Raw genomic sequence first — 26643 nt, forward strand, 5'->3', positions numbered from 1 at the left:
GCGTCAGTTTCCGGAAGTCTTGGATGCGGCCGCGGTCGTGGCGGCGGTGGTGTCGGTGGCGTTCCAGCCGCCGCCCGTGGCCGCGATCAGCGACACGCTGGCGGCCAGCTGGCGGCCCAGCACCTGCGCGGCGGTGCGCTGGTTGGTGAGCGAGAGCGTCTGCGCCGTCACCACGCTGAGGTAGGTGGCGGTGCCCGCGCGGTACTGGCTCAGCGCCAGGCGCTCGGCGAGCTGCGCGGCGCGTACCGCGTCGGCCTGCAGGGCGGATTCGCTGTCGAGCACGCGCAGCGTGGCCAGGTTGTCTTCCACCTGCTGGAAACCGCCGAGCACGGTCTGCTTGTATTGCGCCACCGACGCGTCGTAGGCGGCCACGGCCTGGTCGCTGTGCGCCTTGCGCAGCCCGCCGTCGAACACCGTCTGCGCCAGCGCCGCGCCCAGCGACCACACCCGGCTGGGCGTGTTGAAGAGCGTGGCCATGCTGGCCGCGCTGAAGCCGCCGCTCGCACTGAGCACGATCTGCGGAAAGTACGCGGCCTTGGCCACGCCGATGTTGGCGTTGGCGACCTGCACGCGGCGCTCGGCGCCGGCGATGTCGGGGCGGCGTTCGAGCAGCTCCGACGGCAGCCCCGTGGGCGTGACCGGCAGCTGCACGCGCAACGCGGCGGACGAAGACAGCGACTCGGCCGTCGGCGGCTGCGCCGGCGATTCGAGCCGCGCCAGCGAGAACGACGCGGGCGCCTGCCCCGTGAGCACCGCGATGGCGTGTTCGAGTTGCGCGCGTTGGGCTTCGAGGTCGACCGCCTGGGCCTGCGCGGTCTTGAGCTGGCTTTCCGCGAGCGCCACGTCGGAGCGCAGCACGGTGCCGGCGGCGTACTGGTGCTGCGTGAGTTCGAGCGCCTTGGCATAGGCGGCGGTGGTGCTGGCGTACAGGTCGCGCTGCAGGTCGATCACGCGGATCTGCAGATAGTCTTGCGCGAGCGTGGTCTGGATGCTCAGGCGCGCGGCGGCCAGGTCGTCGGCGCTGGCCTGCTCGCTGGCGCTGCCGGCCTCGACCGAGCGGCGCACGGCGCCCCAGATGTCGGGCTCCCAACTGGCGGCGAGGCCGAGCGTGTCGGTGGTGCCCAGCTTGACGGTGCCGGTGTTGTTGGTCTGCGCGCGGCTGGCACCGGCGTTCAAGCCGACCGTCGGAAAGAAACTGGCGCGCGCCGCGGCGGTGATGGCCTGCGCCTCGCGGTACTGGGCCTCGGCGACGCGGATGTTCTGGTTGGCCGCATTGGCCTGCACGATCAGGTCGCCGAGCGTGCTGTCGCCGTAGGCATCCCACCAGGGGTGGGCGGCGTCGATGGTCTGCGGGGCGGCGGTTTTCCAGGGGCCGCCGGTTTCCTTGTAGGCGACCGGCACGTCCATCTGCGGGCGAACGTAGTCGGGGCCGACGGCGCAGCCTGCGAGGAGCAAGGCGGCCAGCGCGATGGCGGACGGCGCGAAGGCCTTGCGCGATGGGGGAATTGCGGCGGAAGAATCCATGATGAAGGCACTCTAGGTACCTGCATCGAACCGCTCGCTGTCGGTTAACTGACAGTTCTGACAGTTTCCCGTTGTGGCTGTTGCTCCCTCCCCCGCTGGGGGAGGGTTGGGGTGGGGGCACGGCGGCGCTCGCAACAACGCAGCGCCTTTTCGAAGGCCGCTTGCCCCCATCCCGGCCTTCCCCCAAAGGGGGAAGGAGCGGGACCCTCTTGCTCCCTCCCCTTCCGGGGGAGGGCCGGGGTGGGGGCACGGCGGCGTCTGCATAAGCGCAGCATCTACGCAAAGGCCGCTTGCCCCCATCCCAGCCTTCCCCCAAAGGGGGAAGGAGCGGGGACCCTCTTGCTCCCTCCCCTTCCGGGGGAGGGTTGGGGTGGGGGCACGACGGCGTGTGCATAAGCGCAGCGTCTACGCGAAGGCCGCTTGCCCCCATCCCGGCCTTCCCCCGGGAGGGGAAGGAGGAAGACCCAAGATCAGCGCGGGGCGTCGCCCTTGCGGTACTCGGAGGTCAGATCGTCCAGCTTCTGCTTCAACGCCGGGTCCAGCTTGTATTCAGCCGCGGCCAGGGTCGCGTCCAGCTGATCCGGCCGGCTTGCCCCGAGCAGCGGCGCGGTGATCAGCGGATTCGCCATCACCCACGCCACCGCCAGCGTCGCCAGCGGCACGCCGGCTTCGTCCGCCAGCTTGTGCAGCTGCGTCACGGTGTTGAAGCTGCGCTCGTTCCAGTACCGGTCCTGGTACATGTTGCCGGCGGTGCCGAGCGTGAAGCGGGTGTTCTCCTCGGGCTTCGCACCGGGCTTGTACTTGCCGGTCAGCAACCCGCCGGCCAGCGGGTTGTAGGGAATCACGCCCAAGCCCTCTTCACCCACCAGCGGCAGCAATTCGCGCTCGATCTCGCGGAACAGCAGGCTGTAGCGCGGCTGCACCGACACGTAGCGCGTGAGCTTGTGAAGCTCGGCCTTGCCCAGCGCGCGCGCCAGCCGGTAGGCCAGGAAGTTCGACACGCCGATGTAGCGCGCACGCCCCGACTTCACGATGATGTCCAGCGCCTCCAGGCTCTCTTCGAGCGGCGTCTCGCGGTCGTCGCTGTGCAGCTGGTACAGGTCGACGTGGTCGGTCTGCAGCCGCTTGAGCGAGGCGTCGATGGCGTCCAGCAAATGCTTGCGCGACGCGCCCTGGTCCCAGCTGTTCGGGCCGACCTTGCCGACCGCCTTGGTGGCGACGACGAAGCGGCGGCGCCCCGCGGGGCCCTGCTTCTGCAGCCAGCGGCCGATGATCTCCTCGGTGCGGCCGGTGGTCTCGACGGTGCCGCCCAGCGGGTACACGTCGGCGGTGTCGAGGAAGTTGATGCCGCCTTCGGCTGCCTTGTCGAGGATCTGGTGCGACACCGTCTCGTCGGTCTGCAGTCCGAAGGTCATGGTGCCGAGGGCGAGGCGCGACACGGTGAGGCCCGTGCGGCCGAGACGGGTGGTGGGAATGCTCATGGTGTTTTCGCTCTGCAAGAGTGAGGGAAAGGGCGGCGGCCATCATAGACACGGCCGCGCGATCCTGCAGGCGGTGCGGGTTTCAGGCGGTCTCGGCATGCACGCCGGGCGCGCCGCGCTCCACGCTGAAGCGGGCCATGGCCTGCACGCCCGAGTCGGCCTGCTTCTCGTCGTCCACCGCGCGGAACTCCACGGCGCAGCCGCGCGCATCGAGCGTCATGAGCGCGTAGCCGCGCTTGTCAGCGCGGCCGTAGCGCAGGTGCGGATTCTTGGCGAGCAAGTTCGTCACGCTCGCGCCGCTCGGGCCTTCGGAGGTGATGGCGCCGCCGACGAACTCGGTCGCGATGGCCGGCTCCTGTGCGTCGCGCCGCAGGTTGGCCGCCCAGAAGGCATGCACGTCGCCGCTGACCACCAGCGTGTTGCCGCCGTTCGCCTTGTTGGCTGCGATGCCGTCGAGCAGGCGCGCGCGGGCCGCGGCGTAGCCGTCCCAGCCGTCCATCCAGTAGCCGTGCTCGGCGCCGCGCTTGCGGTCGGCCTCGGCCAGCAGCGTGGGCTGCGCGATGACGGTCCAGCGTGCGGGCGGCGCCGCGAGCTCGCGTGCCAGCCAGGCCTCCTGCGCCGCGCCGAAGAAGCTGCGCCCGGGCGCGAAGCGGTCGGCGCAGTCGGCCAGCGGCGAGGCGCTGCGGCCCGAAAGGCAGGCGTGGTGCGAGCGGTACTGGCGCCCGTCGGTCAGCAGCACGTCGAGCATGCGGCCGAAGCGGTGGCGGCCGTGGATGGTCGCGTCAGCGCCGCGCGGACGCATGCTGGCGGGCACCGGCATGTGCTCGTACCAGGCCTGGTAGGCCGCCGCGCGCATCGCAAGGAACTGCGCGGGGTCGGCGGTGCGCGGCGACACGTCGTCGGTGTAGTCGTTCGCCACCTCGTGGTCGTCCCAGGTCACGAGCCACGGGAACGCAGCGTGCGCGGCCTGCAGGTGGGGGTCGGTCTTGTAGAGCGCATAGCGGTCGCGGAACTCGCCCAGCTGCGTGGGAACGCCCCCCGTGTGGTGGCGCACATGGCGCGAGCCCCAGGAGCTTTCGTAGATGTAGTCGCCCAGGTGCACGACAAAGTCCAGCGGCTGGTCGGCCATGTCGCGGTAGGCCGCGTAGAAGCCCTGCTCGTACTGCTGGCAGGAGGCGAAGGCGAAGCGCACGGGCTGCGTGGCTTCGTCCGTTTCGGCCGGGCTGGTGCGTGTGCGGCCGACGGGGCTGCGCCCACCGGCAGCCGTGAAGCGGTACCAGTACGGCCGGCCCGGCGACAGGCCCTGCACCTCGACATGCACGGCGTGCGCGAGTTCGGCCGCGGCCGTGGCGGTGCCCTTCGCCACGATGCGCCTGAAGGCCTCGTCGTGCGCGACCTCCCAGCGCACCTCGACAGGCACATCGCCCATGCCGCCGCCCTGCAGCGGATCGGGCGCCAGCCGCGTCCACAGCACGAAGCCGTCGGGCCGCGGTGCGCCCGAAGCCACGCCCAGCGTGAACAACTCGCGCGACGCTGGTTGCGCGTGCAGCCGTAGGAAGGGGTGGCCCAGCGACGCGGCGGCCAGACCGCCGCACAGCAGGCGCCGGCGCGAAAGCGGCCATGTGCTCATTGGCGCGCCGAGGTGGAGAAGATCATCCCCGGCACTGTCGTTCGCTTCGCTCGCTGCTGTCAACCAAGCCTGTCACGGACGGGCGATGCAATGCAACGCGCTCCCCGAGCGGGCGCTTCCACCAAGGCTCAGCAGGCGACGGCCGCCGGCTGCCGCGCATCGGCGCGTGCACTCATCACCGCCCAGCCGAACACGCCCATGCCCGCCAGCGCCAGCAAGGCGCCGACCCAGCCGGTCGAGGTCCAGCCCAGGCCCGAGGCAATGGCCACGCCGCCGAGCCAGGCACCGAGCGCATTGGCCATGTTGAAGGCCGAGTGGTTGAGCGCCGCGGCGAGCGTCTGCGCGTCGCCGGCCACGTCCATCAGGCGGATCTGCAGCGCCGGGCCGATGGCCACGGTGGTGCCGATGAGGAACACGTTGAACGCCGCGGTGTAGACGTTGTGCGCCGCGAAGGTGAACAGCGCGAGCACCACCGCCGCGTAGACCAGCAGGCCGCCGATGGTTCGCATGAGCGACTTGTCGGCCAGGCGCGCGCCCACGAGGTTGCCCATGACCATGCCCAGGCCGAACAGCGCCAGCACGAAGGGCACGCCGCCCAGCGGCAGGCCGGCCACTTCGATGAGCGTGGGCTTGATGTAGCTGAACACCGCGAACATGCCGCCGAAGCCGATGGCGCCGATGCCCAGCGTGAACCACACCTGCTTGCGCTTGAGCGCGCCGAGCTCGCGCCAGGGGCTGGCGCCGGCCGGCGGTGCCAGGTCGGGAATGTCGCGGCGCAGCAGCACGATGGCCACCAGCGCGATGACGCCGACGAACACGAAGGCCGCACGCCATCCGAAGACCTGGCCCAGCCAGGCGGCGATGGGTACGCCGACCAACGTGGCGCCGGTGAGCCCCAGCATGACGAGCCCCACGGCCCGCGCGCGGCGCCCCGGCGGTGCGAGGGTGGCGGCCACGAGCGCGGCCACGCCGAAGTAGGTGCCGTGCGGCAGGCCGGTGGTGAAGCGCAGCAGGTTCAGCAGCAGGTAGGTGGGGGCCGCGGCGCTGGCGAAGTTGCCCGCGGCGAACACGGCCATGAGCGCGATCAGCAGCGCGCGGCGGCGCCATCCCGCGGCCAGCACCGCGAGCACCGGTGCGCCGATGACCACGCCCAGCGCATAGGCGCTGATGACGTGCCCGGCCTGCGGAATGCTCACGCCGATGTCGTTCGCCACTTCGGGCAGCAGGCCCATGATGACGAACTCGCCGGTGCCGATGGCGAAGCCGCCGACGCCGAGCGCGAGCACCGCGCGCAGAAAGTTGACGGGCGCGCCAGCGGAAGAAGAAGAAACGGAAATGTCGGTGTCCGCGCTGTCCAGCGCGGGTGGGGAGGCGTTCAAGGCCAGGCTCCTGGGAAGGTGCCCGGCGGCCGCGGGCAGAAGCCGGATTTTAGGGTAAACCCTGAATTTCTGCCGATACGGAGTTGCCAAGGGCCCTGTACGGACTTGGCGACGGAAGCCCGGCCAGGAAGCTCAGATGGCCACCAGCTGGCGAACGCCCTGCGCTTCCATGTCCTTGCCGAGGCCGCGCGCAATGACTTCGCCGCGCTCCATCACGAGGTAGTCGTCGGCCAGTTCCTGGGCAAAGTCGTAGTACTGCTCGCACAGCACGATGGCCATGTCGCCGCGGTCGGCCAGCATGCGGATGACGCGCCCGATGTCCTTGATGATGCTGGGCTGAATGCCTTCGGTGGGCTCGTCGAGGATCAGCAGCCGCGGCTTCGGCGCCAGCGCACGCGCGATGGCCAGCTGCTGCTGCTGCCCGCCGGAGAGGTCGCCGCCTCTTCGGTTGATCATCTGCTTGAGCACGGGGAACAGCTCGTACAGCTCCGAAGGGATGGGCGTGCTGCCGCTCTTGTAGGCCAGGCCCATGCGCAGGTTTTCCTCGACGGTGAGCCTGGCGAAGATCTCTCTTCCCTGGGGGACGAAGCCGATGCCTGCTCTTGCCCTGTCGTAGGGCGTGGCTTTCTGGATCGGCTTGCCTTCGAGTTCGATGCTGCCGCTCTTGATGGGCACCAGGCCCATGAGGGACTTCAGCAGCGTGGTCTTGCCTACGCCGTTGCGCCCCAGCAATACGGTGACCTTGCCCAGGGTTGCCTGAAAGCTCACGTCCCTGAGGATGTGGGAGCCGCCGTAGTACTGGTGGATGTTTTTTACTGTCAGCATGGGTTCGGTTCCTCAGCGGCCCAGGTAGACCTCGATCACGCGCTCGTCGGCCTGCACTTCATCGAGCGTGCCCTGCGCCAACACGGAGCCGTCGCACAGCACGGTGACGATCTCGGAGATGGTGCGGATGAAGCTCATGTCGTGCTCGACCACCATCAGCGAATGCTTGCCTTTGAGGGTGAGGAACAGCTCTGCCGTGCGCGCCGTTTCCTCGTCGGTCATGCCGGCCACGGGCTCGTCGAGCAGCAGCAGCTTCGGGTCCTGCATCAGCAGCATGCCGATTTCGAGCCACTGCTTCTGGCCGTGACTCAGGTTGCCTGCCAGGCGCGACACGCTGTCGGCGAGGTGAATGGTCTCCAGCACCTCGGCGAGGCGGTCGCTCTGCGCCGAGTCGAGCTTGAAGAGCATCGAAGCGCGCACGCCCTTGTTGGTCTTCAAAGCGAGCTCGAGGTTCTCGAACACCGTCAGGTGCTCGAACACCGTCGGCTTCTGGAACTTGCGGCCGATGCCCAGCTGCGCAATGTCGGCCTCGCGGTGGCGCAGCAGGTCGATGGTGCTGCCGAAGAACACGGTGCCCGAGTCGGGCCGCGTCTTGCCGGTGATGATGTCCATCATCGTCGTCTTGCCCGCACCGTTGGGGCCGATGATGCAGCGCAGCTCACCCGGCGCGATGTCCAGCGACAGCTTGTTGATGGCCTTGAAGCCGTCGAAACTCACGCTCACGTCTTCCAGGTACAGGATGCGGCCGTGCGTGACGTCCACTTCGCCCGGCGTGACGTGACGGCCGAAGTCGGCGCTGCGGCCGCCAGATTCGGTATTGCCGCTGTCGTAAGGCAGGCCGTGGGCACGCGCGGCGCGCTCGGCACCGGCTTCCATCAGATCGGGCGTCATGCGCGTGCTCCCTTCGGTTCGGCGGCCAGCGGCGCGAGCAGCGACTCAGGCTCCATGCCTTGTGCGGCCGCGAGGGCGCGTTGCGCTTCTTCGCGGCCATCGCTCACGGCGGCAGCGGGCGTCTTCTCGCGAGACATCCACTTGCGTACCAACCCCACGATGCCGTTCGGCAGGAACAGCGTGACAGCAATGAACAGCGCACCCAGAAAGTACAGCCAGTACTCCGGGTAGGCCACGGTGAGCCAGCTCTTGGCGCCGTTGACGATGAATGCGCCGATGATCGGCCCGATCAGCGTGGCGCGCCCGCCCACCGCCGCCCAGATCGCGATCTCGATGGAGTTGGCCGCGCTCATTTCGCCCGGGTTGATGATGCCCACCTGCGGCACGTACAGCGCACCGGCCACGCCGCACATGATGGCCGAGATGACCCAGATCGTGAGCTTGTAGGGCAGCGGGTTGTAGCCCGAGAACATCACGCGCGTTTCCGCGTCGCGAATGGCCTGCAGCACGCGGCCGAACTTGCTGCCGATGAGCCACTTGGCGAACAGGAAGAAGCCCAGCAGCGTGATTCCCGTGAGCGCGAACAGCGTCATGCGCATTTCCTGCGTGGCGATCGGAATGTTCAATATGCGCTTGAAGTCGGTGAAGCCGTTGTTGCCGCCGAAGCCCGTCTCGTTGCGAAAGAACAGCAGCATGGCCGCGAAGGTCATCGCCTGCGTGATGATCGAGAAGTACACGCCCTTGATGCGCGAGCGGAAGGCGAAGAAGCCGAACACGAAGGCGATGATGCCGGGCACCGCGACGATCATCACCAGCGTCATGACGAAGCTGCCGCTGAAGGTCCAGTGCCAGGGCAGTTCCTTCCAGTCGAGGAACACCATGAAGTCGGGCAGGTCGCTCTTGTAGTTGCCGTCGCGCCCGATCTGGCGCATGAGGTACATGCCCATCATGTAGCCGCCGAGCGCAAAGAACATGCCGTGGCCCAGCGACAGGATGCCGGTGTAGCCCCAGATCAGGTCCATGGCCAGCGCGCAGATGGCGTAGCACATGATCTTTCCGACCAGCGCCACGGCGTAGTCGCTCATGTGCAGCGGGCTGTCGGCGGGTACCCAGATGTTGAGCACCGGCGCCACCGCGCACACCACGATCAGCGCGACGAAGAAGGCCGTCCAGCCCTTGCCGCTCAGCAGCGGGCCTTTCGAGGGAAGAGTCACTGTGGTCATAGAAGCGTGGCCTTGATGGATCGGTCCAGGAACACCGCGGAACCGGCTTTGCCGGGCCGCAGGTGTTGCCCCCGCGAGGGGGTTGGCGAAGCGACACGAAATGCGCGCAGACTGGGGGCGGTCATGCTTCCGCGCTCCGGCCTTTCATCGCGAAGATGCCTTGGGGGCGCTTCTGGATGAAGATGATGATGAAAACGAGCACCGCGATCTTGGCGAGCACCGCGCCCGCCCAGCCTTCGATGAACTTGTTGAGAATGCCCAGCCCCAGCGCCGCATACACGGTGCCCGCGAGCTGGCCCACGCCGCCCATCACGACCACCATGAAGCTGTCGACGATGTAGCTCTGGCCCAGGTCGGGGCCGACGTTGCCGATCTGGCTCAGCGCGCAGCCCGCCAGCCCCGCGATGCCCGAGCCGAGCGCGAAGGCGTAGGTGTCGATGCGGGCGGTGTTCACCCCCATGCAGGAAGCGATGGGACGGTTCTGCGTGACGCCGCGCACGAACAGGCCCAGGCGCGTTCTGCCGATGAGCCAGCCCATGGCGAGCAGCACCAGCACCGCGAAGATGATGATGCCGATGCGGTTCCACGGCAGCGTGACGTTGCTCAGCATGGTGAAGCCGCCGCTCATCCAGCCGGGGTTTTCCACGCCGACGTTCTGCGCGCCGAACAGCGTGCGCACCAGCTGCTGCAGCATCAGGCTGATGCCCCAGGTGGCCAGCAGCGTCTCGAGCGGGCGGCCGTACAGGAAGCGGATGACGCCGCGCTCCAGCACCGCGCCCACCAGCGCCGAGGCCATGAACGACACCGGGATGGCGGCCACCAGGTACCAGCCGAAGGCCGACTCCGGCAGGTATTTCTGGAAGATGCCCTGCATCACGTAGGTGGCGTAGGCGCCGATCATCATCAGTTCGCCGTGCGCCATGTTGATGACGCCCATCAGCCCGTAGGTGATGGCCAGGCCCAGGGCGGCCAGCAGCAACACCGAGCCCAGGCTGATACCGCTGAACACCGCATTGATGCGGTCGCCCCAGACCAGCGAGCTGTCGATGCTGGCAATGGAGGCGACGATGGCGACCTTGACGTCAGCCTCGGTCTCGTCGGCCAGGCGCTGGTTGAGCAGCAGCTTGGTGTCGGGGTTGCGGTTGTTGCCCAACTCCTTGGCGGCGACGAGGCGCTTGGCCTTGTCGGCGCTGGTGAGCATGCCGGCGGCGCGCACGCGTTCGAGCTGCGCCTTGATCTTGGGGTTGGTCTCGGCGGCCAGCGCCTTTTCGACCATCGGAATGCGCGACTCGTCGGGGTCCTTGAACAGGGCCCGTGCGGCTTCCGCGCGCACCGCGTCGTCCTTGCTGGTGAGCTTGAGCGCGGCTTGCGCGGCGTCGAGCGCGCCGCGCATGAGGTTGTTGTTGACGACGTCTTCGGCGGTGTCGGGTACCTTCAGTTCGGTGCCGGTGACGGGGTCGTAGCCCTTGTCGTCCTTCATCACGAAGACCTTGTCTTCGGTGTACTTGACCGCGTCGTCGGACATGGCCTGGATGAAGGCGGCGGTCTTGTCGTCGGCCGTGAGCACGGCCTTGTTGAGCGCGGCGATGCGGGCTTCGGACTCGCCGGAGGCGATGGCCCGGGCTTCGTCGGCGGTCAGCGCGTGGGCGGCCGTTGCCATGAGCAGCATGGCGGCGAGTGCGCAGTGAAGGGTTCGTCGAAGCATGGTGAAAGTGGAAGTTGGGTTTTGGCTCCCTCCCCTTCCGGGGGAGGGTCGGGGTGGGGGCACGCGGCGCCCGGACAAGCGCAGTGCTCGAATCGACCGCCGTCAGCCCCCACCCCTGCCCTCCCCCGGCGGGGGAGGGAGAAACACACTTACATCGACTTGCCAGCCGGGTAATCCGGCTTCTTGTCGTTGCCTTCGATGTACGGGCTCCACGGCTTGGCCTTGACCGGACCCGGCGTCTTCCACACCACGTTGAACTGGCCGTCGGCCTTGATCTCGCCGATGAACACGCTCTTGTGCAGGTGGTGGTTCTTCTCGTCCATCTTCGACACGATGCCCGAGGGGGCGGTGAAGGTCTGGCCGGCCATGGCGGCGATCACCTTGTCGGTGTCGGTCGACTTGGCCTTTTCCACGGCCTGCTTCCACATGTGGATGCCGATCCAGGTGGCTTCCATCGGGTCGTTGGTGAGCGGCTTGTCCTTGTGGCCGGCGATGTTCTTGGCCTTGGCGTAGTCGCTCCACTGCTTGATGAACGCGGTGTTGGTCGGGTTCTTGATCGACATGAAGTAGTTCCATGCGGCCAGGTGGCCCACCAGCGGCTTGGTGTCCACGCCGCGCAGTTCTTCCTCACCCACCGAGAAGGCGACCACGGGCACGTCCTTGGCCTTCAGGCCGGCGTTGCCGAGTTCCTTGTAGAAGGGCACGTTGGAGTCGCCGTTGATGGTCGACACCACGGCCGTCTTGCCGCCAGCGGAGAACTTCTTGATGTCGGCAACGATGGTCTGGTAGTCGCTGTGGCCGAAAGGGGTGTACTTCTCGTCGATGTCGGTGTCCTTCACGCCCTTGCTCTTGAGGTAGGCGCGCAGGATCTTGTTGGTGGTGCGGGGGTACACGTAGTCGGTGCCCAGCAGCACCCAGCGCTTGGCGCCGCCGCCTTCCTTGCTCATCAGGTAGTCGACCGCCGGAATGGCTTGCTGGTTGGGTGCCGCGCCCGTGTAGAACACGTTCTTGGAGAGTTCTTCACCTTCGTACTGCACGGGGTAGAACAAGAGGCCGTTCATTTCCTCGACCACCGGCAGCACCGACTTGCGCGACACCGAGGTCCAGCAGCCGAAGATCACCGAGACCTTGTCCTGGCCGAGCAGCTGCTTGGTCTTTTCAGCGAACAGGGGCCAGTTGGAGGCTGGGTCGACCACCACGGGCTCGAGCTGCTTGCCCAGCACGCCGCCCTTCTTGTTGATGTCGTCGATGGCCATCAGCACCGTGTCTTTCAGCACGGTTTCCGAAATGGCCATCGTGCCCGACAGCGAGTGCAGCACGCCGACCTTGATGGTGTCGGCGGCAAATGCGGGCGCAGCAGAAATGCTGGCCAGCGCGACGGCGGCGGTAAGCGCCTTGAGTGTGAAACGACGTTGCATGTGGACTCCTGCTCCGGGGTGGGTTGAACCTGTCGCCAGCGCTGTGCTGGCGTGGAGAGGAGTCTGCGGAATGCACCATCAAGGTGAAATACGCCGGGTGGCGTACACGGAGGTACTCAGCCGGTTCGCCCCGTTCAAAGGATTCAGGCGGGCGGCGGCGGCGCGGGGTACTTCTGCGCGTTCAGCACCATCTTGCTTCTGGCCGCCTCGATCACGTCGATGCCGAGCTTGTCGGCCAGCTGCAGCAGGTAGAGCAGGACATCGGCGATCTCGGTGCCGATCTCGGCGCGCTTGTCGGCCGGCAGCGAGCGGCTCTGCGCCTCGGTGAGCCACTGGAAGTGTTCGAGCAGCTCGGCGGCTTCCACCGACAGCGCGGAGGCGAGGTTCTTGGGGGAGTGGTACGGCTCCCAGTTGCGCGCCTGGGCGAAGTCGCGCAGGGCTTGGGTGAGCGATTGCAGGTCGTTGGTCATGGCTCTTGTGCGCAGGGGTTACAAAAGCCCATTTTGGGCTTTAAACTACCCAAAATGGGTAAATCTCCATCACCGACGCCGGAGACCGGGAAGTCCGCAGGTCTCGCGGACGCCCTGTTCACGACCACGCAGCAACGCGTGCTCGGCTATCTCTTCGGTCAACCGGATCGAAGCTTCTTCTTCACCGAATTGATCAAGCTTACCGGCGCGGGCTCCGGCGCCGTGCAGCGCGAGCTCAAGCAGCTGACGGACAGCGGGCTGCTCACGATGTCTCGCGTCGGCAATCAGAAGCACTACCAGGCGAACGCCCAGGCACCGATCTACGAAGAGCTGTGCGGCATCGTGCGCAAGACCTTCGGGCTCGCAGGCCCGCTGTACGAAGCGCTGCAACCGTTGGCTGAAAAAATCGAGGCTGCCTTCGTGTTCGGCTCGGTCGCCAAGAAGAGCGACACGGCCGCGAGCGACATCGACCTGCTGTTGATCAGTGAAGAACTTGCGTATTCGGATCTGTTTCTTGCGCTCGACGCAGTGTCGGCGCAACTCGGCCGTACAGTGAACCCGACCCTGTTCACCCAGAAGGAACTCATGCGAAAACACAAGGATGGCGAATCGTTCGTGAGGCGCGTCATGGAACAGCCCAAGCTCTGGGTCATCGGCAACGCGGATGCCCTCCCCGCTTGAAAACCTCTGCGGCCCGACCAAGCCGCTCGCCGCAGAGCCGCCGGACGCCCGCGAATTCGCGGGCCTGATGCGCTCCGGCCTCGCGCGCCTGGCGGATGCCCAGGTGATGCAGCTCTCCGTCGAAGGCCGGTTCGATCTGGCCTACAACGCAGCACATGCGATGTGCCTCGCGGCGCTGCGCTGGCATGGCTACCGGTCGAGCAACCGCTTCATCGTCTTCCAGGTGCTGCCGCATACCTTCGCTCGGTCCGGAGGTGTGGCGCGTGCTGGCCAAAGGCCACGAGATACGAAACCTCGGCGAGTACGAAGGCGATCTGAATGTGGATGAACGCATCGTTCGCGACCTGATCGCCGCGTGCCAGCGCGTGGCCTCGAAGCTGGGCGAGCTCCCGTTGCCGCCCAGCGGCTGACGCCGCTCAGCCCTTCGCCGCAGCCTTGAACTGCGCAGCCGCAAACGCCCACGTCATGCGCGTGGCGTCGGGCCCCGTCGGGTCGCTGAACATCAGCGCGGACGCACCGCCGCTCCACGAGTGGCCCAGCCCCGCGATCTCGCACAGCGTGACCACCGTGCGGCCCTTGCGCTTGAAATCGGTCACGCGCATCGCGCGCCGCTTGCCGCGCTGCATGCCACGCGGCGGCCCGGGCTTCGCGCCCAGGGCCGTCGCCCACACCACGGCGCTGCTGACGGCATTGCTCGGCGCCACCACGGCGTCGGCATCGCCGTGCAGCACCAGCATCGGCGGCAAGGTGGCGAAGACGGCGGCCGCGCCCATGGCCTTGCCGACCGCCGTGGTGGGCATGGGCGGCACGTTCTGGCCACGCATCGCGCCCAGCGCCGTGGCCGACGACTTGGCAGCCCCGGGCGCCACGCCCGAATGCATGACGACCGCGCGAAAGCGGTTCGCATAGCGCGTGGCGATCAACGCCGCCATGCTGGCGCCGGCCGAGAGCCCGACCACCGCCACCCGGTCGCGGTCCACCGGATAGAGCACGCAGGCCTGGTCGACCGCGGCCATCAGCGTCGCGGCCTCGGCGTCTGCCTTGCCGGAGCGGCGCTCGTACCAGTTCCAGCAGCCCTGCGGATGGGCCAGCCGGTCCTGTTCGGGATAGAGCACCAGGAAGCGCTGGCGCACGGCCAGCGCGTTCATGCGGGTGCTGGCCGCGAAGTCGCGCCCGGTCTGGCCGCAACCGTGCAACATGACCATGAGCGGCAGCTTCTCGCCGGGCGCGAGCTGCAGGTCGGCCGGGCGAAACAGGTGATAGCCCCGCGCCCCGCCCGCCCCCATCGCCATGCCGCTGAGCCAGTCGCCCTTGCCCGGCGGCGGCTTGAGCCGCTGGGCGGCGGCGCGCTGCACCTTGCCGGCAATGCGCTTGCTGCTGGTCAGCGTGACCTTGGTCAGCGCACGCAGGTTGCGCTGGTAAGCGCGGGCGAAGACGGAAGCGGTGGAACGACGGGCCATGGCGCAGTGTGAACGCAAAGCGCCGACCGGCCTAACGGTGACCGCCCGCCGGAGTGCGCCTCAGTAGATTTCCGGAACAATCATGTTGGCGGGCACGGGCTGGCGCAGGTAGTCGGCATGGCGCACGCGCTCGGGCAACTCGACCGTCGGGTGCGGCACTTCGTTGTAGGGCAGCTGGCCCAGCAGGTGGCTGATGCAGTTCAGGCGCGCCTTCTTCTTGTCGACCGCCTGCACCACCCACCACGGCGCCTCGGGGATGTGGGTGCGCTCCAGCATGATTTCCTTCGCCTTGGTGTATTCCTCCCAGCGGCGGCGGCTTTCCAGGTCCATGGGGCTGAGCTTCCACTGCTTGAGCGGGTCGTGGATGCGGCCGAGAAAGCGCATGTGCTGCTCGTCGTCGGTGATGGAGAACCAGTACTTGATGAGCTTGATGCCCGAGCGCACGAGCATCTTCTCGAACTCGGGCACGGTGCGGAAGAATTCCTCGTACTCGTCATCGCTGCAAAAGCCCATCACGCGCTCGACGCCGGCGCGGTTGTACCAGCTGCGGTCGAACAGCACCATCTCGCCGGCCGCCGGCAGGTGCGCGGCGTAGCGCTGGAAGTACCACTGCGTGCGTTCGCGGTCGTTGGGCGCCGGCAGCGCGGCCACGCGGGCCACGCGCGGGTTCAGGCGCTGCGTGATGCGCTTGATGACGCCGCCCTTGCCCGCCGCGTCGCGGCCTTCGAAAAGAATGACCACCTTCTGCTTGCTGTGCTGCACCCAGTCCTGCAGCTTGACCAGCTCGCCCTGCAGGCGGAACAGTTCCTTGAAGTAGGCCTGGCGGGCGGCCTTGTCGGCGGTGGCATCGGCCGCGGGGTCGAGGCCGTCGATGTTGCGGTCCTCGATTTCCAGCTCGAGCTCTTCGTCGTAGCTGTCGATCAGGTCGCGGGCGATGCGTTGCATCAGGTCTTCGTGGTCCGGGAGGGCGCTGTTCAGCATCATGGAAAGCTCGAATGGGAAGGCGAAGGAAAAAGCATGCTGCGCTGCGCATATGACCGCTGCGTGACGGACGAACGCTCTTTTACAGGTCCCGACACAAAGTTGTCATATGGCCGGAACACCATCCGCGGCATACCAACAGCCTAAAAAATGCCGCCATGAACACCCTCGCCGCCCCCCACGCCGAGATGCCGCCAGCGCCCGCCGCGCACCGGCCCAAGCTCGACGCCAAGCCCGGCCCGGTCACGCTGATCACCTTCGTGGGGCTGCTGGCCGCGGGGCTGCTCTTCACGGCCTGGAGCCTGGTGGGCGACGTCACCGCCTCGGGGGCGCCGGTCACCACCTGGGTGCCTTACATCCTGCTGGGCGTGGCGCTGCTGATTGCGCTGGGCTTCGAGTTCGTCAACGGCTTCCATGACACGGCCAACGCCGTGGCCACCGTCATCTACACCCACTCGCTGCCGCCCAACTTCGCGGTGGTGTGGTCGGGCTTCTTCAACTTCCTGGGCGTGCTGGTGTCCAGCGGCGCGGTGGCCTTCGGCATCATCGCGCTGCTGCCGGTGGAGCTGATTCTTCAGGTGGGCTCGGGCGCAGGCTTCGCCATGGTGTTCGCGCTGCTGATCGCCGCGATCATCTGGAACCTGGGCACGTGGTGGCTGGGGCTGCCGGCCTCTTCCTCGCACACGCTGATCGGCTCGATCATCGGCGTGGGCGTGGCCAATGCGCTGATGCACGGGCGCGACGGCACCAGCGGCGTCGACTGGGCGCAGGCCACCAAGGTGGGCTACTCGCTGTTGCTGTCGCCGCTGGTGGGTTTCGGCTGCGCCGCGTTGCTGCTGCTGGCGCTGCGCGCCTTCGTGAAGAACCGCGCGCTGTACGAAGAACCCAAGGGCAGCGCGCCGCCGCCGTGGTGGATCCGCGGCCTGCTGATCCTGACCTGCACGGGCGTGTCGTTCGCGCACGGCTCCAACGACGGGCAGAAGGGCATGGGGCTGATCATGCTGATCCTGGTGGGCACGGTGCCGATGGCCTATGCGCTGAACCGCGCGATGCCCGCCAACGAGACCATCAAGTTCGTGGCCGTGGCCGAGATGGCGCAGAACACGCTGAGCCGCGGCGTGCCGACCTCGCTGCCGGCGCTGCAGCCCGCCGCGGCGCGCGACACGCTCTCCACCTATGTGCGCACCCGCGAGTTCACGCCGGCCGTGGTGCCGGCGCTGGCCGCCACCGCCGGCAGCATCGGCGAGCAGGTGCGCAAGCACGGCTCGCTGGCCGCGGTGCCGGCCGAGGCCGTGGCCAACGTGCGCAACGACATGTACCTGGCCTCGGAAGCCATTCGCCACCTCGACAAGAGCGGCGCCGCGAAGTTCGACGCCGAGACGAAGATGCGTGTGAACGCGTTCCGCGAGGAACTGGACAGCGCCACGCGCTTCATTCCGCTGTGGGTCAAGGTGGCCGTGGCCATTGCGCTGGGCCTGGGCACGATGATCGGCTGGAAGCGCATCGTGGTCACCGTGGGCGAGAAGATCGGCAAGACGCACCTGAGCTACGCCCAGGGCGCCTCGGCGGAACTGGTGGCCATGGTCACCATCGGCGCGGCCGACATGTACGGGCTGCCGGTGTCGACCACGCACGTGCTGTCGTCCGGCGTGGCCGGCACCATGACGGCCAGCGGCTCGGGCCTGCAGATGTCCACGCTGCGCAACCTTGCGCTGGCCTGGGTGCTGACGCTGCCGGTGGCGATGCTGCTGTCGGGGTCGCTGTACTGGCTGTTCACCCGCTTTTTCTGATCACGCACCTTGTCGGCATTTCATGACCTCGCCGCCCAGTCCTATGGCGGCGACGAAGCCGGACTGATTTCCGGCTACCTGTTCGACGCCTCGGCGCCGGAGCCTGCGCGTGCCATCGACTCGGCGCAGGCCGCGGCGTGGCTGGAGGCACAGGCGACACAAGCCGGCCCGAGCGCAGCGCCGGGCCGCCCCAAGCAAGCGAGCGCCCCCTCGGGGGGCAGCGAGGACACGGAGTGCCGAGCGTGGGGGTCGTCATTCCTCTGGCTGCACTTCAACCTCAGCCATGCGCATGCGGAGCGCTGGCTGCTGCGGCACGCGAACCTGTCGGACACCTTCTACGAGACGCTGCACGAGGGCCTGCCCTCCACGCGCATCGAGCGCGCGGACGACTCGCTGATCGCCGTCATCAACGACGTGCACTTCGAGTTCAGCTTCGAGCCCTCGGACATCTCCACCCTGTGGATCAGCGTGGGCCCGCGCCTGGTGGTCACGGCGCGCACCAAGCCGCTGCGCTCGGTCGATGCGCTGCGCACGGCGGTGAAGGCGGGCGACGCGCCGCGCTCGAGCACCGAGTTGCTCGAACACCTGCTGCGCGCACAGGCCGACGTGCTGGTGAAGATCGTGCGCGGCGTCACCTCGCGCATCGACCGCATCGAAGACGAGTTGCTCGCCGGCCGGCTGGACCACAAGCGTGCGCGGCTGGGCGTGCTGCGGCGCCTGCTGGTGCGGCTGCAGCGCCTGCTGGCGCCCGAGCCGGCAGCCCTCTTCCGCCTGCTGCAGGGCCCGCCGGCCTGGATGTCCGAGGCCGACGCGCAGGAACTGCGCGGCTCGACCGAAGAGTTCTCGGTGGTGCTGCGCGACATGCAGGCGCTGCAGGAGCGCATCAAGCTGCTGCAGGAAGAGATTGCAGCCAACGTGAACGAGGACAACAACCGCAGCCTGTTCGTGCTGACGGTGGTCACGGTGCTGGCGCTGCCGATCAACATCCTGGCCGGCCTGTTCGGCATGAACGTGGGCGGCATTCCGCTGGCCGATCACAAGCACGGCTTCTGGATCGTGGTCGCCATCGTGGCCACCTTCACCGCGGTGGCCGCATGGGCGGCTTTTCGCAAGAAGCGCTGAGCCGCATGCAGCGGTGCGGTAATGCTATTTATTTAGTAGCACATGGCGCAGCATCCATGCGCCCGCACCAATGTTCCAGACCCCATAGAATGCGTGGGTGTCCTCCATACTCAACGCCGATCTTCACTGCCACTCCGTGGTCTCCGACGGCACATTGACGCCCGAGGAACTGGCGGCGCGCGCAGCTGCCAACGGGGTCGAGCTCTGGGCCCTCACCGACCACGACGAGGTGGGCGGCCAGCACCGCGCCGCCGCGGCGGCCCGCGCGAACGGCATGCGCTACCTCACGGGCACCGAGATCTCGGTGACCTTCGCGAACGAAACGGTGCACATCGTCGGCCTGGGCTTCGACCCCGACGACGCTTCCATGTCGCAGGGCCTGTACGACACGCGCGGCGGCCGCGGCAAGCGCGCGCAAGAAATGTCGGAGGGGCTGGCCAAGGTCGGCATCCACGGCGCCTACGAAGGCGCGCTGCGGTTCGTGGGCAACCCCGAGCTCATCTCGCGCACGCACTTCGCGCGCTTTCTGGTCGAACAAGGCCACTGCCGCGACACCCCCGAGGTGTTTCGCAAATACCTCACCGAAGGCAAGCCCGGCTACGTGCCGCACCGCTGGGCCTCGCTGAAGGACGCAGTGCACTGGATCACCGCCGCCAAGGGCATGGCCGTCATTGCGCACCCGGGCCGCTACAAGTTCACGGCCAACGAGGAATACGCGCTGTTCCTCGAATTCCAGGCACATGGCGGCAAGGCGATCGAGGTGGTCACCGGCAGCCACACGCCGGCTGAATTTGTCGAGTACGCCGACAAGGCGCTCGAGTTCGGTTTCGCCGCCTCGCGCGGCAGCGATTTCCACAGCCCCGACGAAAGCCACTGCGACCTGGGCAAGCTGCCGCCGCTGCCCGGTGCACTCACTCCTGTGTGGGAACTGCTCGGCGACCGCATCCAGCAGTGAGCCAGAGCGCGCGGCCCGGCAGCGACAGTGCGGCAACCGTTGCGCTGGCCAATGCACGCGCCGCCGAGCAGGAAAGCCGCAGCCGGGAGTCCGAACGCATCCTCGCGGGCATCGGCCTGGTGATCCTGGCGGTGGCCTGCTTTGCCACGCTCGACACCGCCACCAAGTTTTCCACCCTCGGCGTGCCGATCCTCATGGGCGTGTGGTTCCGCTACGCCTTCCAGGCGGTGGCGACCACGCTGGTGCTGCTGCCGCTGCACGGCACCGCGCTGCTGCGCACGCGCCATCCGCGCTACCAGGTGCTGCGCGGGGCGCTGCTGCTGGCGTCGAGCGTGTTCGCCTTCTTCAGCCTGCGCTACATGCCGCTGGCCGAGTTCACGTCGATCGTGCTGATCGCACCGCTGGTGATCACGCTGCTGGCGGCCACGACGCTCAAGGAACATGTGTCGCCGCTGCGCTGGTCGCTGGTGGCGGGCGGCTTCGCGGGCACGCTCGTGATTCTTCGTCCGGGCGGCAGCGCCTTCAGCTGGGCCGTCTTGCTGCCGCTGGGGCTGGTGCTGACCAACGCCTGGTTCCAGGTGCTCACCAGCAAGCTCGCGCAGACCGAGAACCCGCTGACCATGCACTTCTACACCGGCTGGGTCGGCACGCTGATCGCCTCGGTGGCGGTGCCCTTCGCGTGGACGGCGCTGCCCTCGTGGGAATGGTGGGCGCTGCTGTGTCTCATGGGTTTCATGGGCACGGTGGGACACTTCATGCTGATCCTGGCCTACCAGCGCGCGCCGGCGTCCACGCTCACCCCTTATCTTTATGCGCAGATCGCGTTCGCGATGCTGGGCGGCTGGCTCATCTTCTCGCATGTGCCCGACCGCTTCTCGCTCATCGGCATGGCGATGATCGCGGTCTGCGGCGCCGCCGGCGCCTGGCTCACGGTGCGCGAGCGCCGCGTGCCCATAGAACCTGCGGAGTCATGAGCCTCCACGCTCGGCACTTCGTGTCCTCGCTGCCCCCCAAGGGGGCCGGTCGCGCCTTGGGGCGGCCCGGCGGCGCTCGGTTCCCGGTCGTATCGAGGTCAAGTATGTTCAACCATTCCTCCAGGTAATCATGGCCCAGTACTTCGAAGTCCACCCCGAAAACCCCCAACAGCGACTGCTCAAGCAGGCCGTGGCGCTGCTCGCGCGCGGCGAGATCGTGGCCGTGCCCACCGACTCCAGCTACGCGCTGGCCTGCCACCTCGACGACAAGGACGCGGTCGACAAGCTGCGCCGCATCCGCCAGGTCGACGACAAGCACCACCTCACGCTGCTGTGCCGCGACCTGAGCGAACTGGCGAACTACGCGCGCGTCGACAACAAGCAGTACCGCCTGCTGAAGGCCGCCACGCCCGGCCCCTACACCTTCCTGCTCGAAGCCACCAAGGAAGTGCCGCGCCGCGTGAGCCATCCGCAGCGCAAGACCATCGGCCTGCGCGTGCCCGACCACACGGTGCTGCTGGAGCTGCTGGCGCTGCACGGCGCGCCGCTGCTGGCCACCACGCTGATCGCGCCCGGCGAGACCGAGGCAATGAACGACGCCGCCGAGATTCGCGAGCGCTTCGAAAAGCAGGTCGGCGGCGTCATCGATGCCGGCGCCTGCCCGTCGCAGCCCACGACCGTGGTCGACCTCACGCCCATGGGCACGGGCGACGAGCCGGTCGTGGTGCGCCAGGGGCGCGGTGCATTGGCCGTGCTCGGCCTCTGAAATCGGGGCTGAGAAGCACTCCCGTCTGACACAATCGCCCCGTGGATATTTCCAATCTGATACAGACCGTACTGATCTACGCACTGCCGGTGATCTTCGCGATCACCGTGCACGAGGCGGCTCACGGCTATGTGGCGCGCCATTTCGGCGACAACACGGCCGAGGTCATGGGACGCGTCACCCTCAACCCGCTCAAGCACATCGACCCCATCGGCACCATCCTGATGCCGCTGATGCTGTACTTCGCAACCTCGGGTGCCTTCCTTTTCGGCTATGCCAAGCCGGTGCCCGTCAACTTCGGGCGGCTGCGCCATCCGAAGCGCGACATGATCTGGGTGGCGCTGGCCGGGCCGGTGTCCAATTTCATCCAGGCCATCCTGTGGGCAGTGGCGCTGATCGCCATGGTGGCGGCCGGCGTCGATGAAACCTTTTTCATCAAGATGGCGCAGGGCGGCATTTTGGTCAACCTGGTGATGTGGGCCTTCAACCTGTTCCCGCTGCCTCCGCTCGACGGCGGCCGCGTGCTGGCGGGCCTGCTGCCCAACGGCCCGGCGCAGCAGTTCCTGGCACGCATCGAGCCCTACGGCTTCTTCATCGTGATGGGCCTCGTCATCGCCGGCGTGGTCAGCAACTACTGGCTGCGCCCGCTGATGGACGTGGGCTACTACGTCATCAACCTGCTCATCACCCCGCTCAAGGCATTGCTGCTCTAGGTTCTTCTTTTTCGCTCCATGGCTACGTCTCCCCAAGCTCCTCTGCGCGTCCTGACCGGCATCACCCCGTCGGGCACGCCGCACCTCGGCAACTACGTCGGCTCGATCCGCCATTCGGTGCGGCAAAGCGTTGCGCCCGGCGTGCAGAGCTTCTTCTTCCTGGCCGACTACCACGCGCTCATCAAGGTACAGGAGCCGGCGCTGATCCAGCGTTCCACCCTCGAAATCGCGGCCAGCTGGCTGGCCTGCGGGCTCGACCCCGAGCGCGTCACCTTCTACCGCCAGTCGGACGTTCCCGAGATCCCCGAGCTGACCTGGTTCCTCACCTGCGTCACCGGCAAGGGCGTGCTCAACCGTGCGCATGCCTACAAGGCGCAGCTCGACAAGAACGTGGCCAAGGGCGAGGACCCCGACGCAGACGTGTCGGCCGGCCTGTTCATGTACCCGGTGCTGATGGGCGCCGACATCTTGATGTTCAACGCCCACAAGGTGCCCGTGGGACGCGACCAGGTGCAGCACATCGAGATGGCGCGCGACATGGCGCAGCGCTTCAACCACCAGTACGGCGAGCACTTCACGCTGCCCGATGCCGAGATCGACGACGCCGTCGCCACCCTGCCCGGCCTGGATGGCCGCAAGATGAGCAAGAGCTACGGCAACACGATCCCGCTGTTCGCGCCGCGCTCGCAGCTGCAAAAGCAAATCGCCAGCATCGTGACCGACTCGCGCGCGCCCGGCGAGCCCAAGGACACCGAAGGCTCGGCCCTGTTCCAGATCTACCAGGCCTTTGCCAGCGCCGAAGAAACCGAGGCGTTGCGCAAGGCGTACGCCGAGGGCATCGGCTGGGGCGACGCCAAGCACACGCTGTTCGAGCGCATCGACCGCGAAGTGGCGCCGCTGCGCGCGCGCTACGACGCGCTGATGAACGACCCGGCCGAGATCGAGCGCATCCTGCTCATCGGTGCCGAGAAGGCCCGCGCGCTGTCGAAGCCGTTCATGACGAGCCTGCGCCATGCCGTGGGCCTGCGCAACCTCGCGGCGGGCAAGGACAAGGCCGGCGCCAAGGCGGCCAAGGTTGCAAAGCCCAGCTTCAAGCAGTACCGCGAGAAGGCCGACGGCCTCTTCTATTTCAAGCTGCTGGACGCGCGCGGCGAGACCCTGCTGCAAAGCCGCGGGTTCGCATCGCCGCAGGAAGCGGGCCGTACCATCGCGGTCTTGCAGGCGCAGCGCGGCGAGGCATTGGCCGCGCTGGCCGACCAGCTGGAACCCATCGACACGACCGAAGGAACACGCGCCATCACCGAGGCGCTGGAGGCACTGGTGGAGGCAACGCCCACCCACCAAGGGAGTTGACCCGGCCAAGCCCATCGGCTTGCCCGCCGGTGAGCAGAAAAAGAGAAGACGGTGCGATCACAAAGGAAGAAAACATGAGCATTTATGTCATCGACGACCACCCCCTGATGCGCGACGCGATCGTGATGGTCCTGCGGCGCCTGCGTCCGGCCGAGAACATCGTCGAACTCGAGCGCCTCGACAAGCTCGCAAGCTCGGTGCAGCAGCGTGGCGCGCCCACGCTCTTCTGCCTGGACCTGAAGCTGCCGGACACCAACGGCGTATCGGGCGTGATTGCGGTCAAGCAGGTCTATCCGAACGTGCCGATCGCCGTGTACTCGGCCGCACCGGCTGCCGACATGGAAGACGCCTGCATCGAGGCCGGCGCGGACACCTACATCGAGAAGTCGGCCAGCTCCAACGAGCTGGCGGCCGCCCTTCGCGGCCTGCTGATGGCAGGTTCGGAAGAAGAGGAAACCGACATACCGGCCGCCAACAGCGGCAAGCTGTCGAAGCGCCAGACGCAGTTGATCGCCATGCTCGACAAGGGCATGAGCAACCGCGACATCGCCACCGACCTGGAGATCAGCGAACACACGGTGAAGGTGCACCTGTGGCGCCTGTTCCGCCGCCTGGGCGTGAAGAGCCGCACGCAGGCCTTGCATTACGCGCGCACGAACGGGCTGCTTTCCTGACCTTCAGGCTTCGCGCGCTGCGTCGCATCGCTTCTCCCAGCCCCCCTTGCAGGGGCACCACCTGAGCCTCGGCGAAACCGGCTCCCCGGTATTGGGAAAGAAAAAAACGCGCGCAACGGCGCGGTTTTTTTATGCGCGCTCCGGTCCTGGCTAGCCGCCCGACGCCGTCACCCGCGCCTGCGCCACCGCCTCGTCGGCATCGTGCAGCGCCACGCGGAACACGCTGCCGCTGCCCACGCGCGAACGCACGCTCACAGGGTGCCCCAGCACGTGCGACAGCCGCGCCACGATGGCCAGGCCGAGGCCGAAGCCGTCGGAGGTGCCGGCATGGTCGGCCACCTTGTAGAACTCCAGGAACACGTCGCGCAGGTGCTCGGGCGCAATGCCGATGCCGGTGTCCCACACCTCCACGCGCAGGCCGTCGCGGGTATGGCGCGCGGCCAGCAGCACGCCGCCTTCACTCGTGTATTTGATGGCATTGGCCAGCAGGTTGCCGATCATGCGGCGCACGCGGATCGGGTCGGTCAGGAACGAGCCCTCGCACACGTGCACGCGGAAGTCGAGGCCGCGGCTTTCGGCCACCGGGCGGTACTGCAGCTCCAGGTCGTGCAGCAACTCGGGCACGTCGACCCGCTCCACGTGCAGGCGCACCTGGCCCGAGTCGATGCGCGCCAGGTCGAACATCGAGTCGAACAGCGCATTCACCGCGTGCGTGGCGCGCACGATCTTCGGCGCGAGTTCCAGCACCAGCTCCGGCTCGTTGCGCAGCCAGTCGGCGTACAGCGACAGCGCCAGCACCGGTTGGCGCATGTCGTGCGCGGCGCTGGCCAGAAAGCGGTTCTTCATGGCCACGGCCGACACCGCCGCCTGCCGCTGCTGCGTCAGCGACTTGATCAGGATGTGGTTGTGAAACAGCAGCTCCAGGCTGTTGCGCGCCGTCTCGTGGATGTGCCGGCCGGCACGCAGCAGCAGGAACCAGTGCAGCACGGGCAGCACCGGCATCAGGTAGCCGTACTGGAACTGCGGGTGCTGCATCTGCAGGCTGATCATGCGAAGCACCACCGCGCCGAGCATCGTGATGAACAGGGTGTTGACGTAGCGCTTGAGCAGCGGCGGGTGCAGCGCCAGCCCGTTGAGCGGAAAGGTGCCCACGCCGGCCACGATGAGCCAGCTCATGAACTGGTTGACCTGCGGCGAGCGCTCGAAGAACAGCAGCACAGAGAAGCCCCAGACCACCGCGCTGGTGCTCCAGACGAAGCCGTAGCGCTCGGTGAACTGCTGCTGCGCCAAGGCGCTGCGCCCGGCGTAGCGCACCGCGTAGACGCGCGCCCCCCAGGCGCGGCAGGCGGTGGCGAGGATGCCGGCCACGAGCCAGGTGTACAGCTCCCACCTGGCGGCATAGCCCCAGTTCAGGCCCACCATCGCCGGCATCAGCATCGCCGACACGAGGTACGACCCCTTCGCGGAGCGCATCAGGCTGCGGATGAGCTCGCCGCGGACCCACGATTCGGCCTCGTCAGCCGAAGCCGGGGCGGGAGTCAAGCTGGCGATCGACGCATTGGCCATGGGGCGCAAGATCCTTGTTGATCAGGCGACAAAGAAAACCCCGTGTCTGTCGACCATGGGCGCGAAAGCGGCGATCTTAACGGGCTGTACGCCATTGTTTCACCGGGTAACAATCAAACACCACCCGCGATAATGCTGGGCCGTCCTGCGAGGAATTCCACTGATGCTGTCCCATGTCTACCTCGGCGTGAACGATTTCGAACGTGCCTTCGCCTTCTATTCGCCGCTCATGGCCGTGCTGGGGCTGACATTGCGCTTTCGCGACGACACCAGGCCCTGGGCCGGCTGGCAGGGCGCCGACGCGCCCCGCCCGCTGTTCCTGGTCGGCGCCCCGTACGACGGCCAGGCCGCGTCGCCCGGCAACGGCCAGATGGTGGCGCTGCTGGCCGCCGACCGCGCCACGGTCGATCGCGCCCATGCCACGGCGCTGGCACACGGCGGCGTGTGCGAAGGCCCGCCGGGGCTCAGGCAGCACTACCACCCGGACTACCATGGCGCGTACTTTCGCGATCCGGACGGGAACAAGCTCTGCGTGTGCTGCCACGCTCCCGGCTGATCCCGGTCCCTCCCCGTCACACCTGCCCCTCCCCGACATGCTGAACAACCTGACCCCCTTCCTCATTCACTGGGCCATCACGGCCGCCTCGCTCTGGGTGGCGAGCCATCTCTTTCGCGGACTGAAGTTCGACAGCACCGGTGCGCTGGTGGTGTCCGCGCTGCTGCTGGGCCTGGCCAACGCCGTGGTGAAGCCGCTGCTGATCGTGCTCACGCTGCCGCTGACGCTGGTGACCTTCGGGCTGTTCCTGCTGGTGATCAACGCGCTGATGATCCTGCTGGTGGCGGCGCTGGTGAAGGGGTTCCGGGTGTCGGGCTTCTGGACGGCGCTGTTCGCGAGCATCTTCATCTCGCTGCTGAGCATCGTCATCGGTTCGTTCGTGACGAGCAACGATCCGGCGGAGAAGGTGCAGATGCCGCAGAGCGGGAACTGGCTCTGATTCACTGAGCGCTTGTTCTGCGGGGCTCCTGTTCTTCGGGGGCTTTTTTTTCAGGGCATGGGCATGC

The 26643-nt window shown here is 67.5% G+C and carries 25 protein-coding genes; 12 read left to right on the forward strand and 13 right to left on the reverse strand.

Going from position 1 to position 26643, the window contains the following annotated elements; genetic code table 11:
- Nucleotides 1–3: 3 nt before the first annotated feature.
- From ACSFBM_RS12400 to ACSFBM_RS12445, 10 genes are all read right to left on the reverse strand, one after another.
- A complete protein-coding gene (locus tag ACSFBM_RS12400) occupies nucleotides 4–1524 on the reverse strand; it encodes an efflux transporter outer membrane subunit (RefSeq protein WP_435484607.1) in 1521 nt (506 codons plus the stop codon).
- 470 nt (nucleotides 1525–1994) lie between these two features.
- A complete protein-coding gene (locus ACSFBM_RS12405) occupies nucleotides 1995–3005 on the reverse strand; it encodes an aldo/keto reductase (protein ID WP_435484608.1) in 1011 nt (336 codons plus the stop codon).
- Nucleotides 3006–3087: 82 nt separating this feature from the next.
- Nucleotides 3088–4635: an alkaline phosphatase D family protein gene (locus ACSFBM_RS12410; protein WP_435484609.1), complete on the reverse strand. Its 1548-nt coding sequence runs from the start codon at nucleotides 4633–4635 to the stop codon at nucleotides 3088–3090.
- Nucleotides 4636–4763: 128 nt separating this feature from the next.
- On the reverse strand, nucleotides 4764–6014 hold the full coding sequence (locus ACSFBM_RS12415; protein ID WP_435484610.1) for an MFS transporter: 1251 nt from the start codon (nucleotides 6012–6014) through the stop codon (nucleotides 4764–4766).
- A gap of 132 nt (nucleotides 6015–6146) precedes the next feature.
- Nucleotides 6147–6839 carry an urea ABC transporter ATP-binding subunit UrtE gene (gene urtE, locus ACSFBM_RS12420; protein ID WP_435484611.1) on the reverse strand — a complete coding sequence of 231 codons (693 nt, stop codon included), beginning with the start codon at nucleotides 6837–6839 and terminating at the stop codon, nucleotides 6147–6149.
- Between the two features lie 12 nt (nucleotides 6840–6851).
- Nucleotides 6852–7730, reverse strand: coding sequence for an urea ABC transporter ATP-binding protein UrtD (urtD, locus tag ACSFBM_RS12425; RefSeq protein ID WP_435484612.1), 879 nt, complete (start codon nucleotides 7728–7730; stop codon nucleotides 6852–6854).
- Complete coding sequence (urtC, locus tag ACSFBM_RS12430) at nucleotides 7727–8953, reverse strand: urea ABC transporter permease subunit UrtC (protein ID WP_435436242.1); 1227 nt, start codon at nucleotides 8951–8953, stop codon at nucleotides 7727–7729. The genes urtD and urtC overlap by 4 nt, the downstream gene beginning before the upstream one ends.
- A gap of 121 nt (nucleotides 8954–9074) precedes the next feature.
- Nucleotides 9075–10622 (reverse strand): urea ABC transporter permease subunit UrtB, encoded by a 1548-nt coding sequence (gene urtB, locus ACSFBM_RS12435; RefSeq protein ID WP_435484613.1) that lies wholly within the window; start codon nucleotides 10620–10622, stop codon nucleotides 9075–9077.
- A 185-nt stretch (nucleotides 10623–10807) separates the two neighbouring features.
- Entirely contained in the window at nucleotides 10808–12076 is a 1269-nt protein-coding gene (gene urtA, locus ACSFBM_RS12440) for an urea ABC transporter substrate-binding protein (protein WP_093058616.1), read from the reverse strand.
- 143 nt (nucleotides 12077–12219) lie between these two features.
- Nucleotides 12220–12546, reverse strand: a complete 327-nt coding sequence (locus tag ACSFBM_RS12445) for a nucleotide pyrophosphohydrolase (RefSeq protein ID WP_435484614.1) — start codon at nucleotides 12544–12546, stop codon at nucleotides 12220–12222.
- A 138-nt stretch (nucleotides 12547–12684) separates the two neighbouring features.
- Between ACSFBM_RS12445 and ACSFBM_RS12450 the strand changes: the two genes are divergently transcribed.
- Both ACSFBM_RS12450 and ACSFBM_RS12455 read left to right on the forward strand, forming a co-directional pair.
- Nucleotides 12685–13227 carry a nucleotidyltransferase domain-containing protein gene (locus tag ACSFBM_RS12450; protein WP_435484615.1) on the forward strand — a complete coding sequence of 181 codons (543 nt, stop codon included), beginning with the start codon at nucleotides 12685–12687 and terminating at the stop codon, nucleotides 13225–13227.
- The gene (locus ACSFBM_RS12455; RefSeq protein WP_435484616.1) at nucleotides 13211–13555 is read left to right on the forward strand and encodes a hypothetical protein; all 345 of its coding nucleotides are present in this window, start codon (nucleotides 13211–13213) and stop codon (nucleotides 13553–13555) included. Before ACSFBM_RS12450 ends, ACSFBM_RS12455 begins: the two co-directional genes overlap by 17 nt.
- Nucleotides 13556–13643: 88 nt before the next feature.
- On the opposite strand, the gene ACSFBM_RS12460 is transcribed toward ACSFBM_RS12455, so the two are convergent.
- Together ACSFBM_RS12460 and ppk2 are read right to left on the reverse strand one after the other, a co-directional pair.
- Nucleotides 13644–14687: an extracellular catalytic domain type 1 short-chain-length polyhydroxyalkanoate depolymerase gene (locus ACSFBM_RS12460; RefSeq protein WP_435484617.1), complete on the reverse strand. Its 1044-nt coding sequence runs from the start codon at nucleotides 14685–14687 to the stop codon at nucleotides 13644–13646.
- 60 nt (nucleotides 14688–14747) lie between these two features.
- Complete coding sequence (ppk2, locus tag ACSFBM_RS12465) at nucleotides 14748–15671, reverse strand: polyphosphate kinase 2 (protein ID WP_435484618.1); 924 nt, start codon at nucleotides 15669–15671, stop codon at nucleotides 14748–14750.
- Between the two features lie 155 nt (nucleotides 15672–15826).
- On the opposite strand from ppk2, the gene ACSFBM_RS12470 reads away from it, so the two are divergent.
- The 8 genes from ACSFBM_RS12470 (at nucleotide 15827) to ACSFBM_RS12505 (ending at nucleotide 24015) form a co-directional block, all read left to right on the forward strand.
- Entirely contained in the window at nucleotides 15827–17458 is a 1632-nt protein-coding gene (locus tag ACSFBM_RS12470; protein ID WP_435484619.1) for an inorganic phosphate transporter, read from the forward strand.
- Nucleotides 17459–17467: 9 nt separating this feature from the next.
- Entirely contained in the window at nucleotides 17468–18580 is a 1113-nt protein-coding gene (locus ACSFBM_RS12475) for a transporter (protein ID WP_435484620.1), read from the forward strand.
- Nucleotides 18581–18677: 97 nt separating this feature from the next.
- Nucleotides 18678–19535: a 3',5'-nucleoside bisphosphate phosphatase gene (locus ACSFBM_RS12480; protein WP_435436233.1), complete on the forward strand. Its 858-nt coding sequence runs from the start codon at nucleotides 18678–18680 to the stop codon at nucleotides 19533–19535.
- Complete coding sequence (locus ACSFBM_RS12485) at nucleotides 19532–20509, forward strand: DMT family transporter (RefSeq protein WP_435484621.1); 978 nt, start codon at nucleotides 19532–19534, stop codon at nucleotides 20507–20509. Before ACSFBM_RS12480 ends, ACSFBM_RS12485 begins: the two co-directional genes overlap by 4 nt.
- A gap of 130 nt (nucleotides 20510–20639) precedes the next feature.
- Nucleotides 20640–21275 carry an L-threonylcarbamoyladenylate synthase gene (locus tag ACSFBM_RS12490; RefSeq protein ID WP_435484622.1) on the forward strand — a complete coding sequence of 212 codons (636 nt, stop codon included), beginning with the start codon at nucleotides 20640–20642 and terminating at the stop codon, nucleotides 21273–21275.
- Between the two features lie 41 nt (nucleotides 21276–21316).
- Nucleotides 21317–21988 carry a site-2 protease family protein gene (locus tag ACSFBM_RS12495; RefSeq protein WP_435484623.1) on the forward strand — a complete coding sequence of 224 codons (672 nt, stop codon included), beginning with the start codon at nucleotides 21317–21319 and terminating at the stop codon, nucleotides 21986–21988.
- A gap of 18 nt (nucleotides 21989–22006) precedes the next feature.
- Nucleotides 22007–23341 carry a tryptophan--tRNA ligase gene (locus ACSFBM_RS12500; RefSeq protein ID WP_435484624.1) on the forward strand — a complete coding sequence of 445 codons (1335 nt, stop codon included), beginning with the start codon at nucleotides 22007–22009 and terminating at the stop codon, nucleotides 23339–23341.
- Between the two features lie 74 nt (nucleotides 23342–23415).
- Entirely contained in the window at nucleotides 23416–24015 is a 600-nt protein-coding gene (locus ACSFBM_RS12505; RefSeq protein WP_435436228.1) for a LuxR C-terminal-related transcriptional regulator, read from the forward strand.
- 150 nt (nucleotides 24016–24165) lie between these two features.
- Here ACSFBM_RS12505 and shkS read toward each other — a convergent pair whose 3' ends face one another.
- Nucleotides 24166–25581, reverse strand: a complete 1416-nt coding sequence (gene shkS, locus ACSFBM_RS12510; RefSeq protein WP_435484625.1) for a surface-behavior sensor histidine kinase ShkS — start codon at nucleotides 25579–25581, stop codon at nucleotides 24166–24168.
- A 163-nt stretch (nucleotides 25582–25744) separates the two neighbouring features.
- Here shkS and ACSFBM_RS12515 point away from each other — a divergent pair, with 163 nt between their 5' ends.
- A complete protein-coding gene (locus ACSFBM_RS12515; protein ID WP_435484626.1) occupies nucleotides 25745–26137 on the forward strand; it encodes a VOC family protein in 393 nt (130 codons plus the stop codon).
- A 37-nt stretch (nucleotides 26138–26174) separates the two neighbouring features.
- On the forward strand, nucleotides 26175–26576 hold the full coding sequence (locus ACSFBM_RS12520; RefSeq protein ID WP_435484627.1) for a phage holin family protein: 402 nt from the start codon (nucleotides 26175–26177) through the stop codon (nucleotides 26574–26576).
- Nucleotides 26577–26643 lie beyond the last annotated feature (67 nt).

It is taken from the genome of Variovorax pasteuri, from assembly GCF_051216435.1.
Classification (GTDB): domain Bacteria; phylum Pseudomonadota; class Gammaproteobacteria; order Burkholderiales; family Burkholderiaceae_C; genus Variovorax.

Coding starts and splice junctions, on each gene's coding strand:
- ACSFBM_RS12410 (WP_435484609.1), bottom strand. CDS start 4,635: ATGAGCACATGGCCGCTTTCGCGCCGGCGCCTGCTGTGCGGCGGTCTG.
- ACSFBM_RS12405 (WP_435484608.1), bottom strand. CDS start 3,005: ATGAGCATTCCCACCACCCGTCTCGGCCGCACGGGCCTCACCGTGTCG.
- urtC (WP_435436242.1), bottom strand. CDS start 8,953: ATGACCACAGTGACTCTTCCCTCGAAAGGCCCGCTGCTGAGCGGCAAG.
- ACSFBM_RS12500 (WP_435484624.1), top strand. CDS start 22,007: ATGGCTACGTCTCCCCAAGCTCCTCTGCGCGTCCTGACCGGCATCACC.
- urtB (WP_435484613.1), bottom strand. CDS start 10,622: ATGCTGCTCATGGCAACGGCCGCCCACGCGCTGACCGCCGACGAAGCC.
- ACSFBM_RS12470 (WP_435484619.1), top strand. CDS start 15,827: ATGAACACCCTCGCCGCCCCCCACGCCGAGATGCCGCCAGCGCCCGCC.
- urtA (WP_093058616.1), bottom strand. CDS start 12,076: ATGCAACGTCGTTTCACACTCAAGGCGCTTACCGCCGCCGTCGCGCTG.
- ACSFBM_RS12445 (WP_435484614.1), bottom strand. CDS start 12,546: ATGACCAACGACCTGCAATCGCTCACCCAAGCCCTGCGCGACTTCGCC.
- ACSFBM_RS12460 (WP_435484617.1), bottom strand. CDS start 14,687: ATGGCCCGTCGTTCCACCGCTTCCGTCTTCGCCCGCGCTTACCAGCGC.
- ACSFBM_RS12400 (WP_435484607.1), bottom strand. CDS start 1,524: ATGGATTCTTCCGCCGCAATTCCCCCATCGCGCAAGGCCTTCGCGCCG.
- urtD (WP_435484612.1), bottom strand. CDS start 7,730: ATGACGCCCGATCTGATGGAAGCCGGTGCCGAGCGCGCCGCGCGTGCC.
- ACSFBM_RS12490 (WP_435484622.1), top strand. CDS start 20,640: ATGGCCCAGTACTTCGAAGTCCACCCCGAAAACCCCCAACAGCGACTG.
- ACSFBM_RS12505 (WP_435436228.1), top strand. CDS start 23,416: ATGAGCATTTATGTCATCGACGACCACCCCCTGATGCGCGACGCGATC.
- ACSFBM_RS12515 (WP_435484626.1), top strand. CDS start 25,745: ATGCTGTCCCATGTCTACCTCGGCGTGAACGATTTCGAACGTGCCTTC.
- ppk2 (WP_435484618.1), bottom strand. CDS start 15,671: ATGATGCTGAACAGCGCCCTCCCGGACCACGAAGACCTGATGCAACGC.
- ACSFBM_RS12520 (WP_435484627.1), top strand. CDS start 26,175: ATGCTGAACAACCTGACCCCCTTCCTCATTCACTGGGCCATCACGGCC.
- ACSFBM_RS12455 (WP_435484616.1), top strand. CDS start 13,211: ATGCCCTCCCCGCTTGAAAACCTCTGCGGCCCGACCAAGCCGCTCGCC.
- urtE (WP_435484611.1), bottom strand. CDS start 6,839: ATGCTGACAGTAAAAAACATCCACCAGTACTACGGCGGCTCCCACATC.
- shkS (WP_435484625.1), bottom strand. CDS start 25,581: ATGGCCAATGCGTCGATCGCCAGCTTGACTCCCGCCCCGGCTTCGGCT.